The organism is Streptomyces sp. CWNU-52B, from assembly GCF_047444975.1.
GTDB lineage: Bacteria > Actinomycetota > Actinomycetes > Streptomycetales > Streptomycetaceae > Streptomyces.
Genome location: NZ_JBLFJV010000025.1, coordinates 86,230 through 105,014 on the forward strand (window position 1 = coordinate 86,230; position 18,785 = coordinate 105,014).

Here is an 18,785-nt window from a genome sequence, read left to right on the forward strand (position 1 = left end):
TCGCGCCCGCAGCCGTACACCCCACCCGCGGAAGCCGCGGCTCAAGCCCCCAAGGCCTTGGAAACCGCATAGATGAGAAGGCCCGCCAGCGAGCCGACCACCGTGCCGTTGATCCGGATGAACTGCAGGTCACGGCCGATGTGCGCCTCGATCTTCCGGGAGGTGTGCTCGGCGTCCCAGCCCGCCACGGTGTCGGTGATGAGGGAGGTGATCTCGTCGCGGTACGTCGTCACGACGTACACCGCCGCCCCCTCGACCCAGCCGTCGACCTTCGCCTGGAGCTTCGCGTCGGTGGCCGTCCGCGCGCCCAGGGACAGCAGCGAGGCCCGCACCCGCAGCCGCAGCTCACTGCGCTCGTCCTCGGCGGCGGACACGATCATCAGCCGTACGGAGGACCAGGCCGACGCGATCAGGTCCTGGACCTCGCCACGGCCGAGCACCTCGCGCTTGAGGTGCTCCACGCGCGCGCGGGTGTCGGTGTCGGACTGGAGGTCCGAGGCGAAGTCGGTGAGGAACCGGTCGAGGGCGCCGCGGGCCGGATGCGCGGGCATGTCGCGCATCTCGGTGACGAAGCGCAGCAGCTCCTTGTAGACGCGCTCGCCGACCCGCTTGTCGACGAACCGCGGGGTCCAGCCGGGGGCACCGCCCTGTACGGCGTCCATCACCTGCTCGTCGTGGCGGACGAGCCAGTCGTGGGCGCGTACGCAGATCAGGTCGACGACCCGCCGGTGGCCGCCGTCCGCGACGACCTTCTCCAGGGTCTTCCCGATGCCGGGGGCGATCTCCTGGGCGTCGGCCCGCCGGTTGATGGCCTCGCCGACGACGGCCTGCACGTCGGAGTCGCGGAGCACGGCGAGGGCGCCCCTCAGCGCGGTGGCCAGTTCCGCGGTGACCCGGTCGGCGTGCTCGGGGTCGGCCAGCCAGGTGCCGAGACGGCTGCCGATGCCGACGGCCCGCAGCCGCTGCCGTACGACGTCCTGGGAGAGGAAGTTCTCCCCGACGAACTCGCCCAGGGAGACGCCGAGCTGGTCCTTCTTGGTCGGGATGATCGCGGTGTGCGGGATGGGCAGGCCCATGGGCCGGCGGAACAGCGCGGTGACGGCGAACCAGTCGGCGAGCGCGCCCACCATGCCGGCCTCGGCGGCGGCGGCCACGTACCCCGTCCAGGCGCCCGCTCCGGAGTTCCCCGCCCACTTGGCGAGTACGTAGACCACGGCGACCAGGAGCAGCAGGCCGGTCGCCGTGAGTTTCATCCGGCGGACGCCCTGGAGCTTCTCCTCGTCGGCGGGGCTGAACGTGTTCATCGCGCGGTCCGGCGCACGGTTCGGACCGGTGCGGTCGGCCGTCGCGGGTTTTTCCGTGGTGGGGTTCGCCACATCGTCGGGTCGGGAAGGCCGCCCTTCCGGAACCGTTTCTCCTCTTTCGTCCTCTTCCGTGCGTTCCATCCACTCCATCCGTTCCCGGTCCCCCGAACCCATTGTCCCAACCTCACCGACTCCTGGAACGGAACAGGAGTTCCCGGCGTCTGTCCGGGCGGGGGAGTTCCACCGAAGGTGCTGGGGTCCTGTCGGGTTCCTCCCGCGCCATGCCTCATCATGGGGTGATCACACCGGAGCCGCCGCGCTCCCATTTTTCCGAGGAGACACGCACCGCATGACCAAGCGTCACGGTTATGCCTTGCTGGCCGCGATCGTCGCCGTGATCGTCGCCATCTCAGCCGCCATATACGTCGGGGTCGCCGCCGACGACGGCGCGCCGACCACCGTGGCCGACGGCCGCGCCCCGCACAACTCGGCGGCCCCCGCGTCCGTCGGCACCTGGGTGGGCGCCTGGTCGACGTCCCCGGCCGGACCGGAGCCGGGCACGGAGATCAACGGCATGGCGGGCCGTTCGGTACGCAACGTGGTGCACGTGGGAGTCGGCGGCACCGCGGCCCGGATCACCCTGTCCAATCTGTACGGGCAGCAGCCGCTCAGCATCACGCACGCCTCGGTCGCCGTCGCGGACACGGCGGACGACGCGGACAGCGCGGCCGCCGCCGTCGGCACCATGCGCCGCCTCAGCTTCGGCGGCCGGCCCTCGGTGGTGGTGCCGCCGGGGCAGCAGGTGGTCAGCGATCCCGTGCAGGTGCTGATCCCGCACGACACGGACGTGCTGGTGACGACGTACACGCCGACCCCGTCGGGGCCCGTCACTTACCACCCGCACGCACGGCAGATCTCGTACACCGCGGAGGGCGACCGCACGGAGGACGTCAGCGGTGTCGCGTACACCGGGCAGACGCCCTTCTGGCGCTATGTGACGGCGCTGGACGTGCTGAGCAACGAGTCGGACGGCACGGTCGTCGTCCTCGGCGACTCGATCACCGACGGCGTGAGCTCCACCGTCGGGGAGAACCGGCGCTGGACGGACGTCCTCGGCGAGCGGCTGCGCGGCGCTCCGGACGGGCCCCGCTACAGCGTGGTCAACGAGGGCATCAGCGGCAACCGCGTCCTGAGCAGCGGCCTGGGCCGGCCCGCCGAGAACCCGAGCGGGCTGGTCCGCTTCGAGCGCGACGTGCTCGGCCGTACGAACGTCAAGGCGGTCGTGGTGGTCCTCGGCGTCAACGACATCCTGCGTACGCCGCACCAGACCGACGCGGACCGGATCGTCGCGGGGCTGCGCGAGCTGAAGCGGCTGGCTCACGCGCGTGGGCTGCGGGTCGTGGGGGCCACCCTGATGCCCTTCCACGGGCACCGCGGTTACCAGCGCGATCTGGAGAACACCCGGCAGGCCGTCAACGCCCAGATCCGCTCCGGGAAGGTGTTCGACGACTACGCCGACTTCGACGAGGCGCTCCGCGATCCGTACAACCCGCGCGGGCTGCGCTCCGACTACGACTCGGGTGACCATCTCCACCCGAGTGACAGGGGTTACGCGCGCATGGCGGAGGTCTTCGACCTCGACACCTTGAAGGGCGCAGCCCCGGCCCAGCTGTAGGGAACCGCGCACACCCCTCAGTCCCGCCCCGGCTCCAGCTCCCCCCGGCGGTCCGCCTTGCGGTCCAGTTTCTGGCGGCGGCGCTCCTCCTTCTGGCGGAGCCGCTCCGTCTTGCTGACCTTGCGTTCGACGCCGACGCCGCCCCAGAACGCGAACCCCCGCACCACGACCCGCGGGGCACCGGGATCCCCCGGCACGCCTTCCTGACCGTGGTCGAAGCCACCCATGATGCCGATGCCACGCACCAGCACCTCGACACCGGGCGGCACGATCACACTCGTCCCGCCCATGATCGCGACGCAGTTGAGGACGATCTCGCCGTCCGCGAAGTTCGCCTCGCGCAGGTCGATGACCCCGCCGCCCCAGAACGCGAACGAGTTGAACCGCCGCGGCGCGGTCCAGTGCCCCCGGCGCTCGAACCCCGACATGATCGCGACACCCCAGCGGGACGAGCCCTCGCCGCCGACGATCCGGCCCGCCCAGTCCCCGTGGTCCACGGAACCCGCGGGCCGCTTGACCATCGACACGGCGGAAGGCGGCGCGGGCGCCGAGACACCCGGCGCGGGCAGGTCCCGGGTGACGGGCTCCAGGTCCTTGTACGTACGCGCCTTGTACGTCGTCTCCAGCCGCTCCTCGAACTCCGCCATGTCCAGGCGCCCCTCGGCGAGGGCGTCCCGCAACACCTCGGCGACCTGCTCACGGTCGGCGTCGGAGGCACGCAGTTCGGGAAGCCGGTCGGGCAGTCCGCCGGAGGGTTCGTCCGTCATGGGCTGAAGCCTACGAGGTTGCCTTCCCCGCGTACATGCGGCTGATGACCGCCTCGATGTCGGGTTCCCGCACCGACAGGTCGACCAGCGGATACTCGGCCGCGATCCGCGCGACCAACGGCGCCGCCGACTGCGCCGCCGGGAAGGCCAGCCACTGCCGGGGCCCCTCGACCTTCACCACCCGCGCCAAGTCCACCTCGATGGGCGGCAGTTCCCGCTCCAGGTCGACCACCAGCGTCCGCTCGCTCTCCCCGATCTCGTGCAGCCCGGTGAGCGGCCCGTCGTACATCAGGCGGCCGTGGTCGATGACCATCACCCGGCGGCACAGCTGCTCGATGTCGGAGAGGTCGTGGGTCGTCAGGAGCACGGTCGTACCGCGCTCCGCGTTGAGGTCCCGCAGGAACTCCCGCACCCGCACCTTGCTCACCACGTCGAGCCCGATCGTCGGCTCGTCCAGGTACAGCACCTCGGGATCGTGCAGCAGCGCCGCCGCGATGTCCCCGCGCATCCGCTGCCCGAGCGAGAGCTGCCGCACGGGTACGTCCAACAGCGCGCCCAGTTCGAGGAGTTCGACGCACCGGTCGAGATTCTCGGCGTACCGCGCGTCCGGGATCCGGTACATGCGGTGCATCAGCCGGTACGAGTCGATCAGCGGCAGGTCCCACCACAGGGTGGTCCGCTGCCCGAACACCACCCCGATGCGCTGGGCGAGCCGGGTGCGGTCGCGGGACGGGTCGATGCCCGCGACCCGCAGGCGCCCCGCGCTCGGGGTGAGGATGCCGGTGAGCATCTTGATGGTGGTGGACTTCCCGGCGCCGTTCGGGCCGATGTAGCCGACCATCTCGCCGCGCGACACGGTGAAGGAGATCGAGTCGACCGCCCGCACCTGCCGCCGCTCACTGCGCAGGAAGCCGGTCTTCTTGCGTACGTCGAAGACCTTCTCCACGCCGTCCAGCCGAATGAGGTCCGTCTGGTGGAAGTCCATGTGATTCGAGGCCATGCGCGGTCAGCTCCCCGTGCTCCGGTACGAACGAAGGCCCGCCCGCCACGCGAGCCCCGCGAGCGCGCAGCACCCGGTGGCCACGAGCGGCGGCAGGAACGCGACCCACTGCGGCAGGTCGAGCGGATACGGCAGGTCCAGCACATACAGCGCCGGCAGCCAGTTGACGAAGGCCAGCGGCAGCACGAAGGTCACCCCGCGCACCAGGTCCTTCGCGAAGACGGTCGGCGGATACTGCAGCAGGGTGGTGCCGCCGTACGTGAACGAGTTCTGCACCTGGGAGGCGTCCTGCGCGACGAACTGGAAGGCGGCGCCCGCCACGAACACCGCCGCGAAGATCGCCGCCCCGCTCACCACCATCACCGGCATCAGCAGCACCTTCACCGGGGTCCAGGAGATGTCGACCACGGAGAGCGCGTACCCGAGGACCAGCAGCCCCTGGGTGATCCGGCCGAGCCTGCGCAGCGCGAACCGGTCCGCGGCGACCTGCGCGAGCACCGGCGCGGGCCGTACGAGCAGCGTGTCCAGCGTGCCGTCCCGCACCCGCTGCCCGAGCCGGTCCACCGAGCCGATCACCAGGTCGGTGAGGCCGAACGCGGCACTGGAGAGCCCGTACAGGAAGGCCACCTCGCCGAGCGAGTACCCGCCCAGCTGGTCGACGCGGGAGAACATCAGCAGGATGGTGACGAAGTCGAGGGCGGTCGCCGCGAAGTTGCCGAAGAGCGTCATCGCGAAGGACGCCCGGTACGCCATCGTGGAGCGGATCCACATCCCGACGATCAGCCGGTAGGCGCGCAGCCCGTCCACCAGCCGCGAGCCGCCCGCCACCGGCGCCCGCCCGGTCCGCGCATCGTGCGCCCCGCCCGCCTTCACCTCGTGCCTCGTGTCCCGGGCCTCACCGCGCTCCCCGTCACGCGCCTCACTTCGTCCTCCGAGGTCAGCCACCCTGGACCACCACCCGGCGGGTGGCCGCCGACTGGACGAGCCGGCCCACCGCGAGCAGCGCGAGGGCCCAGGCCGCCTGGACGGCGTACGTACGCAGCAGCGCGAACCCCGTACGCTCACCGAGCAGTACGTCCGCCGGAGCCTGCAGCAGCGCCGACCAGGGCAGCACGCGGGCCAGTTCACCCAGAGCGCCCGGGAAGACGTTCAGCGGCAGGGTCAGTCCGGAGAAGAACATCCCCGCCAGGACGGCCAGCTGCTGCACCCCCGCCCCGTCCATGAACCAGAACGCCGACAGCGCCACGAGATAGCGGAGCGCGAAACTCACCAGGACCCCCAGCAGCACCGCCACGAGGAACGCCAGCCAGGTCCCGACGTCGGCCGGCAGCGCGAGCCGGAAGACGAGCGCCCCGAACGCCATCGGGAGCACACCACGCCCCACCAGCTGGAACGCGGCCCGCCCCGCGTCGGCCGCCAGCCACCACATCTGCAGGTCCACGGGCCGGTAGAGATCGATCGCGATGTCACCCGTACGGATTCTCTCGATCAGTTCGTCCTCGAAGCCCCCGCCCATCAACGCGACCACAGCGAGCAGCCCTTGTCCGACCCATACGTACGTCACCGCCTGGGCCTGGTCGTACCCGCCGAGCCCCGGCCGTTCGTCCCACAGCGCGATGTACGTGTACGCCAGGATCAGCCCGAAGACGGTGTTGGTGAACACGCCCGCGGCCGTGGCCACCCGGTAGGTCGCGTGCCGCCGGAAGCCACTCGTCGCGACAGCCGTGTACAACCTCCCTGCCCCCACCAGGGGCTCCCTTCCGCCGTTCTGATCAATCGTTCTGAGCCAAAGCGCAGGAGCCTAGCCGTGCGACCACGCCACATGCCACGCATTTTCGACCGCGACGCGTGCCACGCGGTGGGAACGAATCACCGGATGCGACAGTCTTCAAAGGAGGGGCGCAGCACGCGTATGAGGGCACACGAGGGCACATGAGTGCGTACGAGATGCATGAGATGAATGCGACGTACGACGTGAAACGGGAGTACGGCACACCATGAACGACCAGCCGCAGCCGCAGCAGCCCAGCGAGGGCCGGGCACCGAGGGACCCCGACGAGGCTGCCTCCGGTACCGCTGCCGACACCGCCGCCGGCACTTCCTCCGGCACTTCCTCCGGTGCCTTGGCCGGGGCGGCACCGGAGGCGTCCGGCAAGAAGTCCAAGAAACCCGAGCGGCCCAGACGCACCGGCTGGAAGCGGCTGATCCCGACCTGGCGAACGGTGGTCGGCACGTTCGTCGTCGGGATCCTGCTGCTCGTCGGCCTGTTCGCGCTCGGCTACTACCTGGTGAAGATCCCCTCGGCGAACGCGACGGCCATCAAACAGAGCAACGTCTACCTGTACGCGGACGGCAGCCAGCTCGCCCGCGACGGCGAGGTGAACCGGGAGAACGTGTCCCTGGCGCTGATCTCCAAGAACGCCCAGCACGCGGTACTGGCCGCCGAGGACCGCGACTTCTACACCGAGTCCGCGGTCGACCCCAAGGCGATGCTCCGCGCCGGCTGGAACACCGCCACCGGCAAGGGCAGGCAGTCCGGCTCGACGATCACCCAGCAGTACGTGAAGAACTACTACCTCGCCCAGGAGCAGACGGTCACGCGGAAGGTGAAGGAGTTCTTCATCTCGATCAAGCTGGACCGGGAGAAGAGCAAGGACGACATCCTGGAGGGCTACCTCAACACCAGCTACTTCGGCCGCAACGCCTACGGCATCCAGGCCGCCGCCCAGGCCTACTACGGCGTCGACGCCAAGGGCCTGACGCCCGGCCAGGGCGCCTACCTGGCCTCCCTCCTCAACGCGCCGAGCGAGTACGACGTCGTCGCGCACCCCGAGAACAAGCCGGCGGCGCTGGCCCGCTGGAACTACGTGCTCGACGGCATGGTCAAGAAGAGGTGGATCACCGCCTCGGAGCGGGCCGGCGTCGAGTTCCCCGCGCCCAAGGAGACGGTGATCGCGGCCGGGATGTCCGGCCAGCGCGGCTACATCGTCAACGCCGTCAACGACTACCTCGCCGACCACAAGATCCTCGACGAGAACGCGCTGAACGCCGGCGGCTACCGCATCACGACCACCCTGCAGAAACCCAAGCAGGACGCCTTCGTGAAGGCCGTCGACGACCAGGTGATGGACGAGCTCGACAAGAAGAACCGCAAGGTCGACAACTACGTCCGCGCGGGCGGCGCCTCCATCGACCCGAAGTCCGGCAAGGTCCTCGCGATGTACGGCGGCGTCGACTACACGAAGCAGTACTACAACAACGCCACGCGCCGGGACTACCAGGTCGGCTCCATCTTCAAGCCGTTCGTGTTCACCTCGGCCGTGCAGAACGACTCGGTCACCCAGGACGGCCGCGCCATCACCCCGAACACCACGTACGACGGCACCAACGAGCGCCCCGTGCAGGGCTGGAGCGGCGGCAGATACGCCCCGGAGAACGAGGACCAGGTCTCGTACGGCCGGATCCCGGTCCGCACCGCCACCGACAAGTCCGTCAACGCCGTGTACGCGCAGATGGCCGTGGACGTCGGCTCCGCGAAGGTCGAGCGGACCGCCGTGGACCTCGGCATCCCGGCCGACACCCCCGACCTGAGCCCGTCCCCGTCGATCGCGCTCGGCACGGCCACCGCCAGTGTCCTCGACATGGCGGAGGCGTACGCGACACTCGCCAACCACGGCAAGCACGGCACGTACACGATGGTCGAGAAGATCACCAAGGACGGCTCGCAGGACGTGCGGCTGCCCGGCAAGCAGACCAAGCAGGCGGTGAGCCGGGAGGCCGCCGACACCACGACGTCGATACTGAAGAGCGTCGTCGAGGGCGGCACCGGCACCGCCGCCCAGGCCGCCGGGCGGCCCGTGGCGGGCAAGACCGGCACCGCGGAGGAGGACACGGCGGCCTGGTTCGCGGGCTACACCCCGAACCTCGCCACGGTCGTCTCCGTCATGGGCCAGGACCCCGACACGGGCAAGCACAAGTCGCTGTACGGGGCACTGGGCCAGGCCCGTATCAACGGCGGTGGCTACCCCGCGCAGATCTGGGCCCAGTACACGAAGGCCGCGCTGAAGAACGCCGAGGTCCAGGACTTCGACCTGAACCTCCAGCCGGGCGCCGAACAGCAGGAACTGCCGTCGGCCGACCCGGGCGAGGGCGGGACCGGCACGGGTGACCAGGACAACGGCGGGACGACCACCGGCGGCGAGGAGACCCCGGGCACCCAGGGCCAGGACAACGGCGGCACCACCACCGACGGGGGCAGCACCGGGGACGGCGGGACGACGACCGACGGGGGCACCACCACGGACGGCGGCACGGGCGGCACCACCGGGAACGGCGGGACGACGACCGACGGCGGCACCACCACGGACGGCGGCACGGGCGGCACCACCGGCGACGGCGGGACGACGACCGACGGGGGCACGGGCGGCGGCACGGGGGACGGCGGCGCGGACGGGAGCACGGGAACGACGTTCGGAGTGCTCCCGTAGTCGCGGGCGGGCCCGTGTGCCTGGGGTGCTGCTAGTGGCCGGAGGTCGCCTTCAGCCCGACCACGGCCACCAGCAGCAGACAGACGAAGAAGATCCGGGCGGCGGTCGTCGGTTCACCGAGCACCGCCATGCCGTACACCGCCGCCCCGGCCGCGCCGATGCCCACCCATACTCCGTACGCGGTACCGATGGGCAGCGTCTTCGCCGCGTACGACAGCAGAAACATGCTGGTGACGATGCCGGCGCCGGTGAGCACGCTGGGCACGAGCCGGGTGAAGCCCTCGGTGTACTTCATACCGACCGACCAGCCGACCTCCAGCAGACCGGCGACGACGAGCAGGACCCAGGCCATGAGGCACCTCCGTGCGGGAATCAACAGGGGTGCGTCGTCTTTGCCTGTCCCGGTACGGCGCGTCTCGTCGGGGTCCCTCCACGGTAGCAAGCGGCGGGCGCCAGGGGGCGGGAGGCAGCACGAAGGGGCTGGTGACGGTGGTCACCAGCCCCTTTCGGCAGACGCAGAAAGCAGAGGGCAGAGGTCAGGGGGCAGAGGTCAGGGGTTCAGAGGTACAGCCCCGTGGAGTCCTCGGACCCCTCGAACCGGTCCGCGGCCACGGCGTGCAGGTCCCGCTCGCGCATCAGCACGTACGCGGTACCGCGCACCTCCACCTCGGCCCGGTCCTCGGGGTCGTACAGCACCCGGTCGCCCGGCTCCACCGTCCGGACGTTCTGCCCGACCGCCACGATCTCGGCCCAGGCGAGCCGCCGGCCCACCGCAGCGGTCGCGGGGATCAGGATGCCGCCTCCGGACCGACGCTCGCCCTCGGCGGCGTCCTGCCGCACGAGCACTCGGTCGTGCAGCATCCGGATGGGCAGCTTGTCTTGATGGCTGCTGTGCTCAGTCTTCTTGGCGCTCACAGTCCGAACCTACCTGCCTTCGCGCCACTCGTACGTAGGTGGGTGAGGGTGAGGTACGGGTGGGGCACAGGTGGGACGCGGGTGGGGCCTCAGCGACTGCGGCGCCCACGTCGGCGGCGCCCGCCGCCCAGGGTGAGCAGTCCGACGACGCCGACCACCACGAGGGCCACGGGCACGATGCGGTCGAGCCGCGGCGCCCCGTCCTCCGTGACGAACTGGCCCTTCACCTCGCCGACGGCGCGGTTGACGCCGACGTAGGCGCGTCCGAGGGTCTGGTCGACGCTGGACGCCACCTTGGCCTTGGCGTCCCCGACGATGGTCTTCGGGTGCACCCGCACACCGATCTCGTCGAGCGTCTCGGCGAGAGTTTCGCGACGGCGCTTGATGTCCGCCTCGATCTGCGCCGGAGTCCTGGTGGTGTCCGGCGTGCTCGACATGTGGGACACGCGCTGCCTCCGTGGTCGTGGTCGTTTCGTGGCCTGTTCCCGTCGGCCTTGTCTTAGGTCGACAGTCTGTCAGCTTCGCCCGCCGCGCACCCCTCGGCACCCCCATTACGCTCGGTTCCGTATCCACCACCTCGCAAGGAGACCGAACCGAGATGAACGAGCGACTTCAGCCCGGCGACACCGCCCCAGCCTTCACCCTGCCCGACGCCGACGGCAACGAGGTGTCCCTGGCCGGCCACAAGGGCCGCAAGGTCATCGTCTATTTCTACCCGGCCGCCCTCACCCCCGGCTGCACCAAGCAGGCCTGCGACTTCACCGACAACCTGGACCTGCTGGCGGACGCGGGCTACGACGTCATCGGCGTCTCCCCCGACAGGCCGGAGAAGCTCGCCAAGTTCCGGGAGAAGGAGAACCTGAAGGTCACACTGGTCGGCGACCCGGACAAGAAGGTCCTGGAGGAGTACGGCGCCTTCGGCGAGAAGAAGCTGTACGGCAAGACGGTCGTCGGAGTCATCCGCTCCACGATCGTCGTGGACGAGGAGGGCAAGGTAGAACGGGCCCTGTACAACGTGAAGGCCACGGGCCACGTCGCCAAGATCATCAAGGACCTGGCGATCTGAGCTTCGAGGGCTGCTGCTTCCGGGTCTTCGGACGCGGCTTCCGGCTCCGGCCACCGCACTCCCCCTGCCTTCCGAACGGCTCGCCCCGCGAAAGCGGCGCGGGCCGTTCCGCATTCCGGACGTGACCGAGCGATGAGCGGTTCGTTACTCCGTACGAGACCGCGAACACGCGGCCGGACCAGAGCGGAGGGCAATCGTGCCGGTCAGCCCGTACACCAGGGAGCGACTGCAGGAGGCGGCCGGTTCGTCACGGACGCTGTCGGAGGCACTGGAGAGGTTGGGGGTGGACCCGAAGAGTTCGTCGCGGCGGTACGTGCACGAGCGGATGAAGAGGCTGGGAGTGGACACCTCACACTTCGAACGCGAAGGAGCGCGGTGGACGAGAGGAATCCTTGAGGCAGCCGTTTCGGCATCAACGAACATGTGCGAGGTGCTGCGCCGACTCGGTCTTGAGGTCGTCGGCGGACATCACACGCACATCAGCCGCCGCATCAAGGCCTACGGCGTCGACACCTCACACTTCCGAGCGCCGCCCCGGCCCGGAGAGCGCGGGCGCCCCCGGACACCGGAAGCCTTGCTCGTCGAGCAGACGGGCACGCATACCCGACGCGTCCCGAGCAACCGCCTCAGAGGGGCGATGACAGCCCTGGGAGTGCCGGAACGTTGTGCGCGCTGCGGCACGGCTCCCGTCTGGCGAGGGCTCCCGCTCACCCTGGAGGTCGATCACATCAACGGTGACTGGCGCGACAACCGCATCGAGAATCTCCGGTTCCTCTGTCCCAACTGCCACTCGACAACGGACAGCTACCGCGGGCGCGCCAAGGGACGCGCAAAAAGCAGCGCATCATGAGCCGTCGCGTGCGGTACACCCACGAGCGGTTGATCCAAGCGGCCGAGCAGTGCTCCGACATCGACGAGGTCATCGTCTTCTTCGGCACCCGGCCGTACGGCAAGCTCCGCGTACATCTCTACAAACGCTTCGAGCACTTCGGGATCGACGTCTCGCACTTTCCCCTCAAGGGCAGAAACAGGTCCCGCGACGTGCCGAGCGAGAGTGAGTTGCGAAAGGCGGTAGCACAGTCCATATCCGTTGCCGAAGTCCTCCGTCGACTCCAACGCCCTGGCAACTCACGGCTGCGCGCGCTGCTTCCCCGGATGACCGACGCATATGGCATCGACACCTCACACTTCCTCGGGCAGGCGCACCAGCGGGGTAAGCCAGGGCCGACGCCCTTGAGGAGACCGGAGGACGTGCTCGTCAAGCACAACCGCGAGCGCCGCACGAGAACGTCACTGCTCCGCCGCGCACTACGAGAAATCGGCGTACCGGAAGAATGCGCCGAGTGCGGAACCGGCCCGGAGTGGCTCGGCGATCCGATGACGTTGGAGGTCGATCACATCAGCGGCGATCGGAGCGACGACCGTCCGGAGAATCTCCGTTTGTTGTGCCCCAACTGCCATGCGACCACCGACACCTGGTGCCGAGGGGGACGACGTCCGCGCGCGAACTCAAGCCACCGCGGCACCACCGGCGTCGGCCCGCTACGATAGCTGGCGACTGGCGGCCGTTGCTGAATGGTATAAGCGAGGGTTTTAGGTGCCCTTGGGAGAAATCCCATGTGGGTTCGAGTCCCACCGGCCGCACACCTCAGTCGAAGGCCCGGCTCACGCGCCCCACGAGCCGGGCCTTCGTCACGTCGCCCCCTCACTCGGCCGGCAGCGCGAACCACCTCAGCAGTACCGGCTTCGCATCCGGCGGGGCGCCCTCCGGGCCTCGGGCGTAGCGGGCCAGGAGGTCCAGGTAGGCGTCATGGAAGGCGGTCACCTCGTCCTTGGTGAGGTGACTGAGGCTACGGGAGCCTCGCATCCAGCCCTCCGCGCCCGCCTGTTCCTCCGTGAACCGCCGGGCCAGCTCGATGTCCTCGTCGAGCCGCATCCGGTCGAGGGCTCCCGCGACCGCCCGCTCGCCGTCGGTCATCTCGTCCTGCGCCGGCCGACGTACGTCGAGTCCCCCTACCGCTCGCCACCAGCGCTCGCGACTGTTGGGCCGTTCCGGTACGTCCTCGATGAAGCCGCCGCTCTCCAGGCGACGAAGGTGGTAGCTGAGGGTGCCGGTGTTCTCCCCGAGCGCTGCGCCGAGGGTCGTGGAGGTCGCCGGGCCGGAGACGGCAAGGTGGCGGAGGATCCGCAGCCGCAGCGGGTGGGCGAGGGCTTTGAGAGCCGCCGGGTCACTGACCGTGCGCCGTGCGCCGCCCGATCCAGGAGCGGGCACGGGCACCGGTACCGACGTGGACCGGGGCTCGTCTTCATCGCTCATGAAGGCACCCTACCGTCCAGCACAGCCCTATCTCTGCAGAGGTAATTCTGCAGAATTTCCTCTGCAGAGCTTCCATTGCAGAGAAACATCTGCAATCTTTGAGGGGCCGACCTTCACGCTCACCGACCGCTCCGGCCGGCTCCGCCCACTCCACCTGGAGGCCCTTCATGTTTCGTGCCCGACGCATCGCCATGACACTGTGCGCCGCGGCTCTCACCGCGACCCTGGGCGCTGCAGCGGCGGTGCCTGCCCACGCGGGAGCCACATCCGGCGCCAGCGCCGGAGTCGACACCGGCACGCGAGATCGCGGCTTCCAGGATTGCCCCGCACTCTCCGAGTTGCCCCAGGGCGTGGATCCGGCGGAGTGGCGCTGCGAGGCGATGACTGCCGTCGGGCACCTCCGGCTCGGCCGGGCCGATGTACCGATCGAGCGGCCGTTGGCCATCACCTTCGCGGAGGGCAGGGTCGACGGCGAGTTCCATCAGGTGTTCGGCGCGATGACGGCCACTCCCCTACGAGTTCGGGGAACGCCGCTGTCGATCACGCCGAGGTACGGCGGGTACTCCGACTTCCAGTCCAACGACGAGCGGCGCGGCGAGCTCGATCTGACGTTCGGGATATCCGGCGCCGGGGTCCCGCCCGGTTGTTCGATGGGCAGCATGGCGGACCCGGTCCACCTGGTGCTCAAGGAGACGGATCCGCCGAGGGTCGTGACGTCGGATCCGCTGGTCGTCGCCTTCGGGGTCGAGGACAACCGCTTCGAGGTCCCGAAGACTTCGGGCTGCGGTCGGCTGGGTCTCACGCTCCACGAGATGCTGCGGCTTCCGTCACCGGCGGGCGTGAACAGCATCAGCTTGGACGCCCGGGTGGCGATGCGCTCGTACGGTGAGGGGACGGGTACACGGTCGGGGACGAGGACGGAGACGGAGACGGAGACGGAGACGAACGGTTGAGGACTGGAAATTGCGGCGGAAGCAGAGCGGGAGAGCGCGCCCCTCCTCGCCCCTCCCTCCGCCTTCCCTCCCGGGCTCCTCAGCCCAGCAGTTCCTTCACGATCGGGATCAGGCCGCGGAACGCCTTGCCGCGGTGGCTGATCGCGTTCTTCTCGTCGGGGGTCAGTTCCGCGCAGGTGCGGGTGTCGCCGTCGGGCTGGAGGATCGGGTCGTAGCCGAAGCCGTGGGTGCCGGTGGGCTCGTGGCGCAGGGTGCCTCGCAGGCGGCCTTCGACGACTCGTTCGGTGCCGTCGGGCAGGGCGAGGGCGGCGGCGCAGGCGAAGTGGGCGGCCCGGTGTTCGTCGGCGATGTCGCCGAGCTGGTCGAGGAGGAGCCTGAGGTTGGCCCGGTCGTCGCCGTGGGTGCCGGACCAGCGGGCGGAGAAGATGCCGGGGGCGCCGCCGAGTACGTCGACGCACAGGCCGGAGTCGTCGGCCACGGCGGGCAGGCCGGTGGCTCGGGCGAGGGCGTGTGCCTTGAGCAGGGCGTTCTCGGCGAAGGTGACGCCGGTTTCCTTGACGTCGGGGATGTCCGGGTAGGCGTCCGCGCCGACGAGATCGTGTCGCAGGTCTGCGGCGGCGAGGATCGCCCTCAGCTCGGTGATCTTTCCGGCGTTGCGGGTGGCGAGGATCAGGCGGGTCATGGTGCTCACCCTAGCCAGGCGGGCGGCGCCGGCTGCGGGCCGCCCGTGATCGCTCGCCGCCCGCGCCGGCCAAGAGGTCACGCGGTCACAAGGTCACGCGGTCACGGGGTGCAGACCTTGGTGAGTTCGCCCGCGGCGTCCGTGACGGGGCTGATGTCAGGGGTCGCGTCGCCGTCGTTGATGGAGTCGCGGACGTTGCCGACGGCCTTCTGGAGGTTGTCCACGGCCTCGTTGATGTCGGTGTCGTCGGTCTTGTCACCGATGGTGTCGAGGTTCTTGTCGATCGAGTCGAGTGCGTCGTCCGCCTTCGTCGGGTCGTCGGCCGCGTTCTCCACGGCCTGCTGGAGGTCGGTGACGCTGTCGGCGATCGTGTCGGCGGTCTGGACGCAGTCCAGCGCCTTGTCGACGGCGTCGCAGCCGGTGGTCAGCCCGACTGTCAGCGCGACGGCTGCCACGGCCGCGGCGACGGCGGTGATACGGCGGGGTCGGCGGCGGCTCGCGGCCATGGAACGGTCCTCCCGTGGTCGGGCCCCGAGGGCCCGGTTCGTAGGCCTCATGGCCCCGATCGGTACTGGCCGGGCGACGGCACGTGCTGTTCCGTACGCCCGCACCTGTAGGGACGCGACAGCCGAGGCCGTGGTTGCCCGCACCGACCGGCCGCCTTGGTGTGCCTTTTACCTTCCGAGGACCGTATCAAGTGCCGTGCGCTGCGCGACAGCGAGTTCCGTGCAGCCCAGAACCGCCAGATCGAGAAGGGAGTTGAGCTCGTCGCGGTCGAACGGCTCGGCCTCGGCGGTGCCCTGGACCTCGACGAAGCGGCCGTCGCCGGTGCAGACGACGTTCATGTCGGTGTCGGCGCGGACGTCCTCCTCGTAGCAGAGGTCGAGGAGGGGCACGCCGCCGACGATGCCGACGGAGACGGCGCTGACCGTCCCGGTGAGGGGCTGCCGGGCGGCCTTGATGATCTTCTTGCCCTGCGCCCAGGAGACGGCGTCCGCAAGGGCGACGTACGCGCCGGTGATGGCGGCGGTGCGGGTGCCTCCGTCGGCCTGGAGGACGTCGCAGTCCAGGACGATGGTGTTCTCGCCGAGCGCCTTGTAGTCGATGACCGCGCGCAGCGAGCGGCCGATGAGCCGGCTGATCTCGTGGGTGCGCCCGCCGATCTTGCCGCGGACGGACTCGCGGTCGCCGCGGGTGTTCGTGGCGCGGGGAAGCATGGAGTACTCGGCGGTCACCCAGCCTTCGCCGCTGCCCTTGCGCCAGCGCGGGACGCCTTCGGTGACGGAGGCGGTGCAGAAGACCTTCGTGTCACCGAAGGAGACGAGGACGGAGCCCTCGGCGTGCTTGCTCCAGCCACGTTCGATGGTGATCGGGCGGAGCTGTTCGGGCGTGCGGCCGTCGATGCGAGACATGGCGTCGAGCCTAGTGGTTCACGGGTGAGGGGCCGCCCCCGGTTTCGGAAGCGGCCCCTCGAAGGGTGGGACTTCGGCACCCTTGCGTGCACCCTCGCGTGCGCCTTCGCGCGTGCCCCTGTACATATCCCCCGCGCGTCCCCGCACGGGGACGCGCGTGAGGGGCCTACATCATGTCTTCGATGTCCGCGGCGATCGGGTCCGCGTCGGTGCCGATGACGACCTGGATGGCGGTGCCCATCTTGACGACGCCGTGGGCGCCCGCGGCCTTCAGGGCGACCTCGTCGACCTTGCTCGGGTCGACGACCTCGGTACGCAGCCGGGTGATGCAGCCCTCGACCTCTTCGATGTTGTCGATGCCACCGAGCCCGGCGACGATCTTCTCAGCCTTGCTGGCCATGTCCTACTCCCTGATCCGAACCGCTTTGTCGCAGTAACCCACAGTTGGCCCATCTTCGCGAGCGGTCCCGTCACCCCTGCCGAATGATGGCGATCACGCCGGCACGAACCGTTCGCCGACTGGTCTACACCAGTTTCCAACGGCCGCCAAACCCGCCCGGTTCCCGGCAGCGCGGGGGTCCCGGGTCTTCTTCCCTTATGGCCCAGGCCACAATTCCGCGGGTTCCTTATCTCACCTTCACCGTGCTACAAAAGGTCTACACCACTCAGTGGTGTAGACCACGTGGTCGCTGACCGCGTTGCCCCGAAGACGCTGCCGTCCCCCTTTCCTTGCCTGTCCCCGGGCGGCGCTCTGCCCTCCCCCGGCCGCCACGGGCCGGGGGGACATCCAGGAGGAAGTTGTGTCCACGGACAGCGCCGCTCCCGCGGCTGCGAAGAAGAAGGGCTCCGGCGCGATGGCTGTCTTGCAGCGCATCGGCCGCAGCCTCATGCTCCCTGTCGCGGTCCTGCCCGCGGCCGCGCTCCTGGTGCGCCTCGGCAACACCGACATGCTCGGCCGCGACTCGTTCCCGGCGTTCATCACCAAGATCGCCGGTTTCATGGCGGCGGGCGGCAACGCGATCCTCGACAACATGGCGCTGCTGTTCGCCGTGGGCATCGCGATCGGCTTCGCGAAGAAGTCGGACGGCTCCACGGCTCTCGCGGCCGTCGTGGGCTACCTGGTCTTCAAGAACGTACTGGCCACGTTCACCGACAAGAACCTGCCGCAGGTAGCGACGGCCGTCGACGGCAAGGTCGTCATGGTCGACGCGCCCGTGGACGCCAAGGTCCTCGGCGGTGTGGTCATGGGCATCGTGGTGGCCCTGCTCTACCAGCGCTTCCACCGCACCAAGCTGCCCGACTGGGCGGGCTTCTTCAGCGGCCGCCGGCTGGTCCCGATCCTCTCCGCCTTCGCGGGCCTGCTGATCGGTGTCGTCTTCGGCTACATCTGGCCGGTCCTCGGCACGGGTCTGCACAACTTCGGTGAGTGGCTGGTCGGTTCGGGTGCCGTCGGCGCCGGCATCTTCGGTGTCGCCAACCGCGCGCTGATCCCCATCGGCATGCACCACCTGCTGAACTCCTTCCCCTGGTTCCAGGCCGGTGACTACGAGGGCAAGAGCGGTGACATCTCCCGCTTCCTGGCCGGTGACCCGACGGCCGGACAGTTCATGACCGGCTTCTTCCCGATCATGATGTTCGCGCTGCCCGCGGCCTGCCTCGCCATCGTCCACTGCGCGCGCCCCGAGCGCCGCAAGGTCGTCGGCGGCATGATGTTCTCCCTGGCGCTGACCTCGTTCGTCACGGGTGTGACCGAGCCCATCGAGTTCACCTTCATGTTCATCGCGCCGGTCCTGTACGGGATCCACGCGGTGCTCACCGGTGTCTCCATGGCGCTGACCTGGGCGCTCGGCATGAAGGACGGCTTCGGCTTCTCGGCAGGCGCGGTCGACTTCGGCCTGAACCTGGGCATCGCGACCAACCCGTGGGGCCTCGTCCTGGTGGGTCTGTGCTTCGCGGCGGTCTACTACGTGGTCTTCCGCTTCGCGATCATCAAGTTCAACCTCCCGACCCCGGGCCGTGAGTCGGACGAGGAACTCGCCGAGCTGCAGAAGGCGGAGGCCAAGTAGCCCCACGGCCGCTCCCCCGACTCCTCCCCGGCTCCCCGGGCCCGCCTGTCGAAGGGTCGGCCCGTCGGACAGACCCTTCGGAATTCCCCGGCTCCGCCACCAGGCGGACCGGGGAATTTCGCGTACGTACACCCGTACGCC

At 69.7% G+C, this 18,785-nt stretch carries 20 protein-coding genes, 1 tRNA gene and 1 riboswitch; of the genes, 8 read left to right on the plus strand and 13 right to left on the minus strand.

What is annotated here, in order from left to right; genetic code table 11:
• Nucleotides 1-41: 41 nt before the first annotated feature.
• Nucleotides 42-1,445, minus strand: a complete 1,404-nt coding sequence (locus ACLVWQ_RS24435) for a DUF445 domain-containing protein (RefSeq protein WP_414111298.1) — start codon at nucleotides 1,443-1,445, stop codon at nucleotides 42-44.
• Nucleotides 1,446-1,653: 208 nt separating this feature from the next.
• Between ACLVWQ_RS24435 and ACLVWQ_RS24440 the strand changes: the two genes are divergently transcribed.
• Entirely contained in the window at nucleotides 1,654-2,979 is a 1,326-nt protein-coding gene (locus ACLVWQ_RS24440) for an SGNH/GDSL hydrolase family protein (protein ID WP_414111299.1), read from the plus strand.
• A gap of 17 nt (nucleotides 2,980-2,996) precedes the next feature.
• On the opposite strand, the gene ACLVWQ_RS24445 is transcribed toward ACLVWQ_RS24440, so the two are convergent.
• The 4 genes from ACLVWQ_RS24445 to ACLVWQ_RS24460 all read right to left on the minus strand — a co-directional run bounded on the left by ACLVWQ_RS24445 (nucleotide 2,997) and on the right by ACLVWQ_RS24460 (nucleotide 6,493).
• A complete protein-coding gene (locus ACLVWQ_RS24445; RefSeq protein ID WP_414111300.1) occupies nucleotides 2,997-3,746 on the minus strand; it encodes a DUF1707 SHOCT-like domain-containing protein in 750 nt (249 codons plus the stop codon).
• 10 nt (nucleotides 3,747-3,756) lie between these two features.
• Nucleotides 3,757-4,746: an ABC transporter ATP-binding protein gene (locus ACLVWQ_RS24450; protein ID WP_414111301.1), complete on the minus strand. Its 990-nt coding sequence runs from the start codon at nucleotides 4,744-4,746 to the stop codon at nucleotides 3,757-3,759.
• Between the two features lie 6 nt (nucleotides 4,747-4,752).
• Nucleotides 4,753-5,619, minus strand: a complete 867-nt coding sequence (locus ACLVWQ_RS24455) for an ABC transporter permease (protein WP_414111338.1) — start codon at nucleotides 5,617-5,619, stop codon at nucleotides 4,753-4,755.
• A 64-nt stretch (nucleotides 5,620-5,683) separates the two neighbouring features.
• The gene (locus ACLVWQ_RS24460) at nucleotides 5,684-6,493 is read right to left on the minus strand and encodes an ABC transporter permease (protein WP_414111302.1); all 810 of its coding nucleotides are present in this window, start codon (nucleotides 6,491-6,493) and stop codon (nucleotides 5,684-5,686) included.
• A gap of 250 nt (nucleotides 6,494-6,743) precedes the next feature.
• Between ACLVWQ_RS24460 and ACLVWQ_RS24465 the strand changes: the two genes are divergently transcribed.
• Complete coding sequence (locus tag ACLVWQ_RS24465) at nucleotides 6,744-9,233, plus strand: transglycosylase domain-containing protein (protein ID WP_414111303.1); 2,490 nt, start codon at nucleotides 6,744-6,746, stop codon at nucleotides 9,231-9,233.
• 31 nt (nucleotides 9,234-9,264) lie between these two features.
• Here the strand turns inward: ACLVWQ_RS24465 and ACLVWQ_RS24470 are convergent, their stop codons facing one another.
• The 3 genes from ACLVWQ_RS24470 to ACLVWQ_RS24480 form a co-directional block, all read right to left on the minus strand.
• Nucleotides 9,265-9,585 (minus strand): DMT family transporter, encoded by a 321-nt coding sequence (locus ACLVWQ_RS24470; RefSeq protein WP_414111304.1) that lies wholly within the window; start codon nucleotides 9,583-9,585, stop codon nucleotides 9,265-9,267.
• Nucleotides 9,586-9,613: 28 nt separating this feature from the next.
• Nucleotides 9,614-9,687, minus strand: a riboswitch (guanidine-III (ykkC-III) riboswitch).
• A gap of 104 nt (nucleotides 9,688-9,791) precedes the next feature.
• A complete protein-coding gene (locus ACLVWQ_RS24475; RefSeq protein WP_414111306.1) occupies nucleotides 9,792-10,148 on the minus strand; it encodes a GroES family chaperonin in 357 nt (118 codons plus the stop codon).
• Between the two features lie 89 nt (nucleotides 10,149-10,237).
• The gene (locus tag ACLVWQ_RS24480) at nucleotides 10,238-10,585 is read right to left on the minus strand and encodes a DUF3618 domain-containing protein (protein WP_414111339.1); all 348 of its coding nucleotides are present in this window, start codon (nucleotides 10,583-10,585) and stop codon (nucleotides 10,238-10,240) included.
• Nucleotides 10,586-10,746: 161 nt separating this feature from the next.
• Between ACLVWQ_RS24480 and bcp the strand changes: the two genes are divergently transcribed.
• From bcp to ACLVWQ_RS24500, 4 genes are all read left to right on the plus strand, one after another.
• The gene (bcp, locus tag ACLVWQ_RS24485) at nucleotides 10,747-11,214 is read left to right on the plus strand and encodes a thioredoxin-dependent thiol peroxidase (RefSeq protein ID WP_414111307.1); all 468 of its coding nucleotides are present in this window, start codon (nucleotides 10,747-10,749) and stop codon (nucleotides 11,212-11,214) included.
• 196 nt (nucleotides 11,215-11,410) lie between these two features.
• Nucleotides 11,411-12,064: an HNH endonuclease signature motif containing protein gene (locus ACLVWQ_RS24490; protein WP_414111308.1), complete on the plus strand. Its 654-nt coding sequence runs from the start codon at nucleotides 11,411-11,413 to the stop codon at nucleotides 12,062-12,064.
• A complete protein-coding gene (locus ACLVWQ_RS24495) occupies nucleotides 12,061-12,765 on the plus strand; it encodes an HNH endonuclease (RefSeq protein ID WP_414111309.1) in 705 nt (234 codons plus the stop codon). Before ACLVWQ_RS24490 ends, ACLVWQ_RS24495 begins: the two co-directional genes overlap by 4 nt.
• A 10-nt stretch (nucleotides 12,766-12,775) precedes the next feature.
• Nucleotides 12,776-12,858 (plus strand) — tRNA-Leu (locus tag ACLVWQ_RS24500).
• A gap of 61 nt (nucleotides 12,859-12,919) precedes the next feature.
• On the opposite strand, the gene ACLVWQ_RS24505 is transcribed toward ACLVWQ_RS24500, so the two are convergent.
• Complete coding sequence (locus tag ACLVWQ_RS24505; RefSeq protein ID WP_414111310.1) at nucleotides 12,920-13,531, minus strand: ArsR/SmtB family transcription factor; 612 nt, start codon at nucleotides 13,529-13,531, stop codon at nucleotides 12,920-12,922.
• Nucleotides 13,532-13,698: 167 nt separating this feature from the next.
• Between ACLVWQ_RS24505 and ACLVWQ_RS24510 the strand changes: the two genes are divergently transcribed.
• Nucleotides 13,699-14,484 carry a hypothetical protein gene (locus ACLVWQ_RS24510; RefSeq protein WP_414111311.1) on the plus strand — a complete coding sequence of 262 codons (786 nt, stop codon included), beginning with the start codon at nucleotides 13,699-13,701 and terminating at the stop codon, nucleotides 14,482-14,484.
• Between the two features lie 79 nt (nucleotides 14,485-14,563).
• On the opposite strand, the gene rdgB is transcribed toward ACLVWQ_RS24510, so the two are convergent.
• The 4 genes from rdgB to ACLVWQ_RS24530 all read right to left on the minus strand — a co-directional run bounded on the left by rdgB (nucleotide 14,564) and on the right by ACLVWQ_RS24530 (nucleotide 16,978).
• Nucleotides 14,564-15,166, minus strand: coding sequence for an RdgB/HAM1 family non-canonical purine NTP pyrophosphatase (gene rdgB / locus ACLVWQ_RS24515; RefSeq protein WP_414111312.1), 603 nt, complete (start codon nucleotides 15,164-15,166; stop codon nucleotides 14,564-14,566).
• Between the two features lie 101 nt (nucleotides 15,167-15,267).
• Nucleotides 15,268-15,672, minus strand: coding sequence for a hypothetical protein (locus ACLVWQ_RS24520; RefSeq protein ID WP_414111313.1), 405 nt, complete (start codon nucleotides 15,670-15,672; stop codon nucleotides 15,268-15,270).
• Nucleotides 15,673-15,840: 168 nt separating this feature from the next.
• A complete protein-coding gene (gene rph / locus ACLVWQ_RS24525) occupies nucleotides 15,841-16,578 on the minus strand; it encodes a ribonuclease PH (RefSeq protein WP_414111314.1) in 738 nt (245 codons plus the stop codon).
• Between the two features lie 166 nt (nucleotides 16,579-16,744).
• Nucleotides 16,745-16,978 (minus strand): glucose PTS transporter subunit EIIB, encoded by a 234-nt coding sequence (locus ACLVWQ_RS24530; RefSeq protein WP_414111315.1) that lies wholly within the window; start codon nucleotides 16,976-16,978, stop codon nucleotides 16,745-16,747.
• Between the two features lie 454 nt (nucleotides 16,979-17,432).
• Between ACLVWQ_RS24530 and ACLVWQ_RS24535 the strand changes: the two genes are divergently transcribed.
• Nucleotides 17,433-18,644: a PTS transporter subunit EIIC gene (locus tag ACLVWQ_RS24535; RefSeq protein ID WP_414111340.1), complete on the plus strand. Its 1,212-nt coding sequence runs from the start codon at nucleotides 17,433-17,435 to the stop codon at nucleotides 18,642-18,644.
• Nucleotides 18,645-18,785 lie beyond the last annotated feature (141 nt).

Bases quoted from the DNA above. Each gene is read 5' to 3' on its own strand.
- ACLVWQ_RS24435 (WP_414111298.1), bottom strand. From the start codon at position 1,445: ATGGAACGCACGGAAGAGGACGAAAGAGGAGAAACGGTTCCGGAAGGG.
- ACLVWQ_RS24440 (WP_414111299.1), top strand. From the start codon at position 1,654: ATGACCAAGCGTCACGGTTATGCCTTGCTGGCCGCGATCGTCGCCGTG.
- ACLVWQ_RS24445 (WP_414111300.1), bottom strand. From the start codon at position 3,746: ATGACGGACGAACCCTCCGGCGGACTGCCCGACCGGCTTCCCGAACTG.
- ACLVWQ_RS24450 (WP_414111301.1), bottom strand. From the start codon at position 4,746: ATGGCCTCGAATCACATGGACTTCCACCAGACGGACCTCATTCGGCTG.
- ACLVWQ_RS24465 (WP_414111303.1), top strand. From the start codon at position 6,744: ATGAACGACCAGCCGCAGCCGCAGCAGCCCAGCGAGGGCCGGGCACCG.
- ACLVWQ_RS24470 (WP_414111304.1), bottom strand. From the start codon at position 9,585: ATGGCCTGGGTCCTGCTCGTCGTCGCCGGTCTGCTGGAGGTCGGCTGG.
- ACLVWQ_RS24480 (WP_414111339.1), bottom strand. From the start codon at position 10,585: ATGTCGAGCACGCCGGACACCACCAGGACTCCGGCGCAGATCGAGGCG.
- bcp (WP_414111307.1), top strand. From the start codon at position 10,747: ATGAACGAGCGACTTCAGCCCGGCGACACCGCCCCAGCCTTCACCCTG.
- ACLVWQ_RS24495 (WP_414111309.1), top strand. From the start codon at position 12,061: ATGAGCCGTCGCGTGCGGTACACCCACGAGCGGTTGATCCAAGCGGCC.
- ACLVWQ_RS24505 (WP_414111310.1), bottom strand. From the start codon at position 13,531: ATGAGCGATGAAGACGAGCCCCGGTCCACGTCGGTACCGGTGCCCGTG.
- ACLVWQ_RS24510 (WP_414111311.1), top strand. From the start codon at position 13,699: ATGTTTCGTGCCCGACGCATCGCCATGACACTGTGCGCCGCGGCTCTC.
- rdgB (WP_414111312.1), bottom strand. From the start codon at position 15,166: ATGACCCGCCTGATCCTCGCCACCCGCAACGCCGGAAAGATCACCGAG.
- ACLVWQ_RS24520 (WP_414111313.1), bottom strand. From the start codon at position 15,672: ATGGCCGCGAGCCGCCGCCGACCCCGCCGTATCACCGCCGTCGCCGCG.
- rph (WP_414111314.1), bottom strand. From the start codon at position 16,578: ATGTCTCGCATCGACGGCCGCACGCCCGAACAGCTCCGCCCGATCACC.
- ACLVWQ_RS24530 (WP_414111315.1), bottom strand. From the start codon at position 16,978: ATGGCCAGCAAGGCTGAGAAGATCGTCGCCGGGCTCGGTGGCATCGAC.
- ACLVWQ_RS24535 (WP_414111340.1), top strand. From the start codon at position 17,433: ATGGCTGTCTTGCAGCGCATCGGCCGCAGCCTCATGCTCCCTGTCGCG.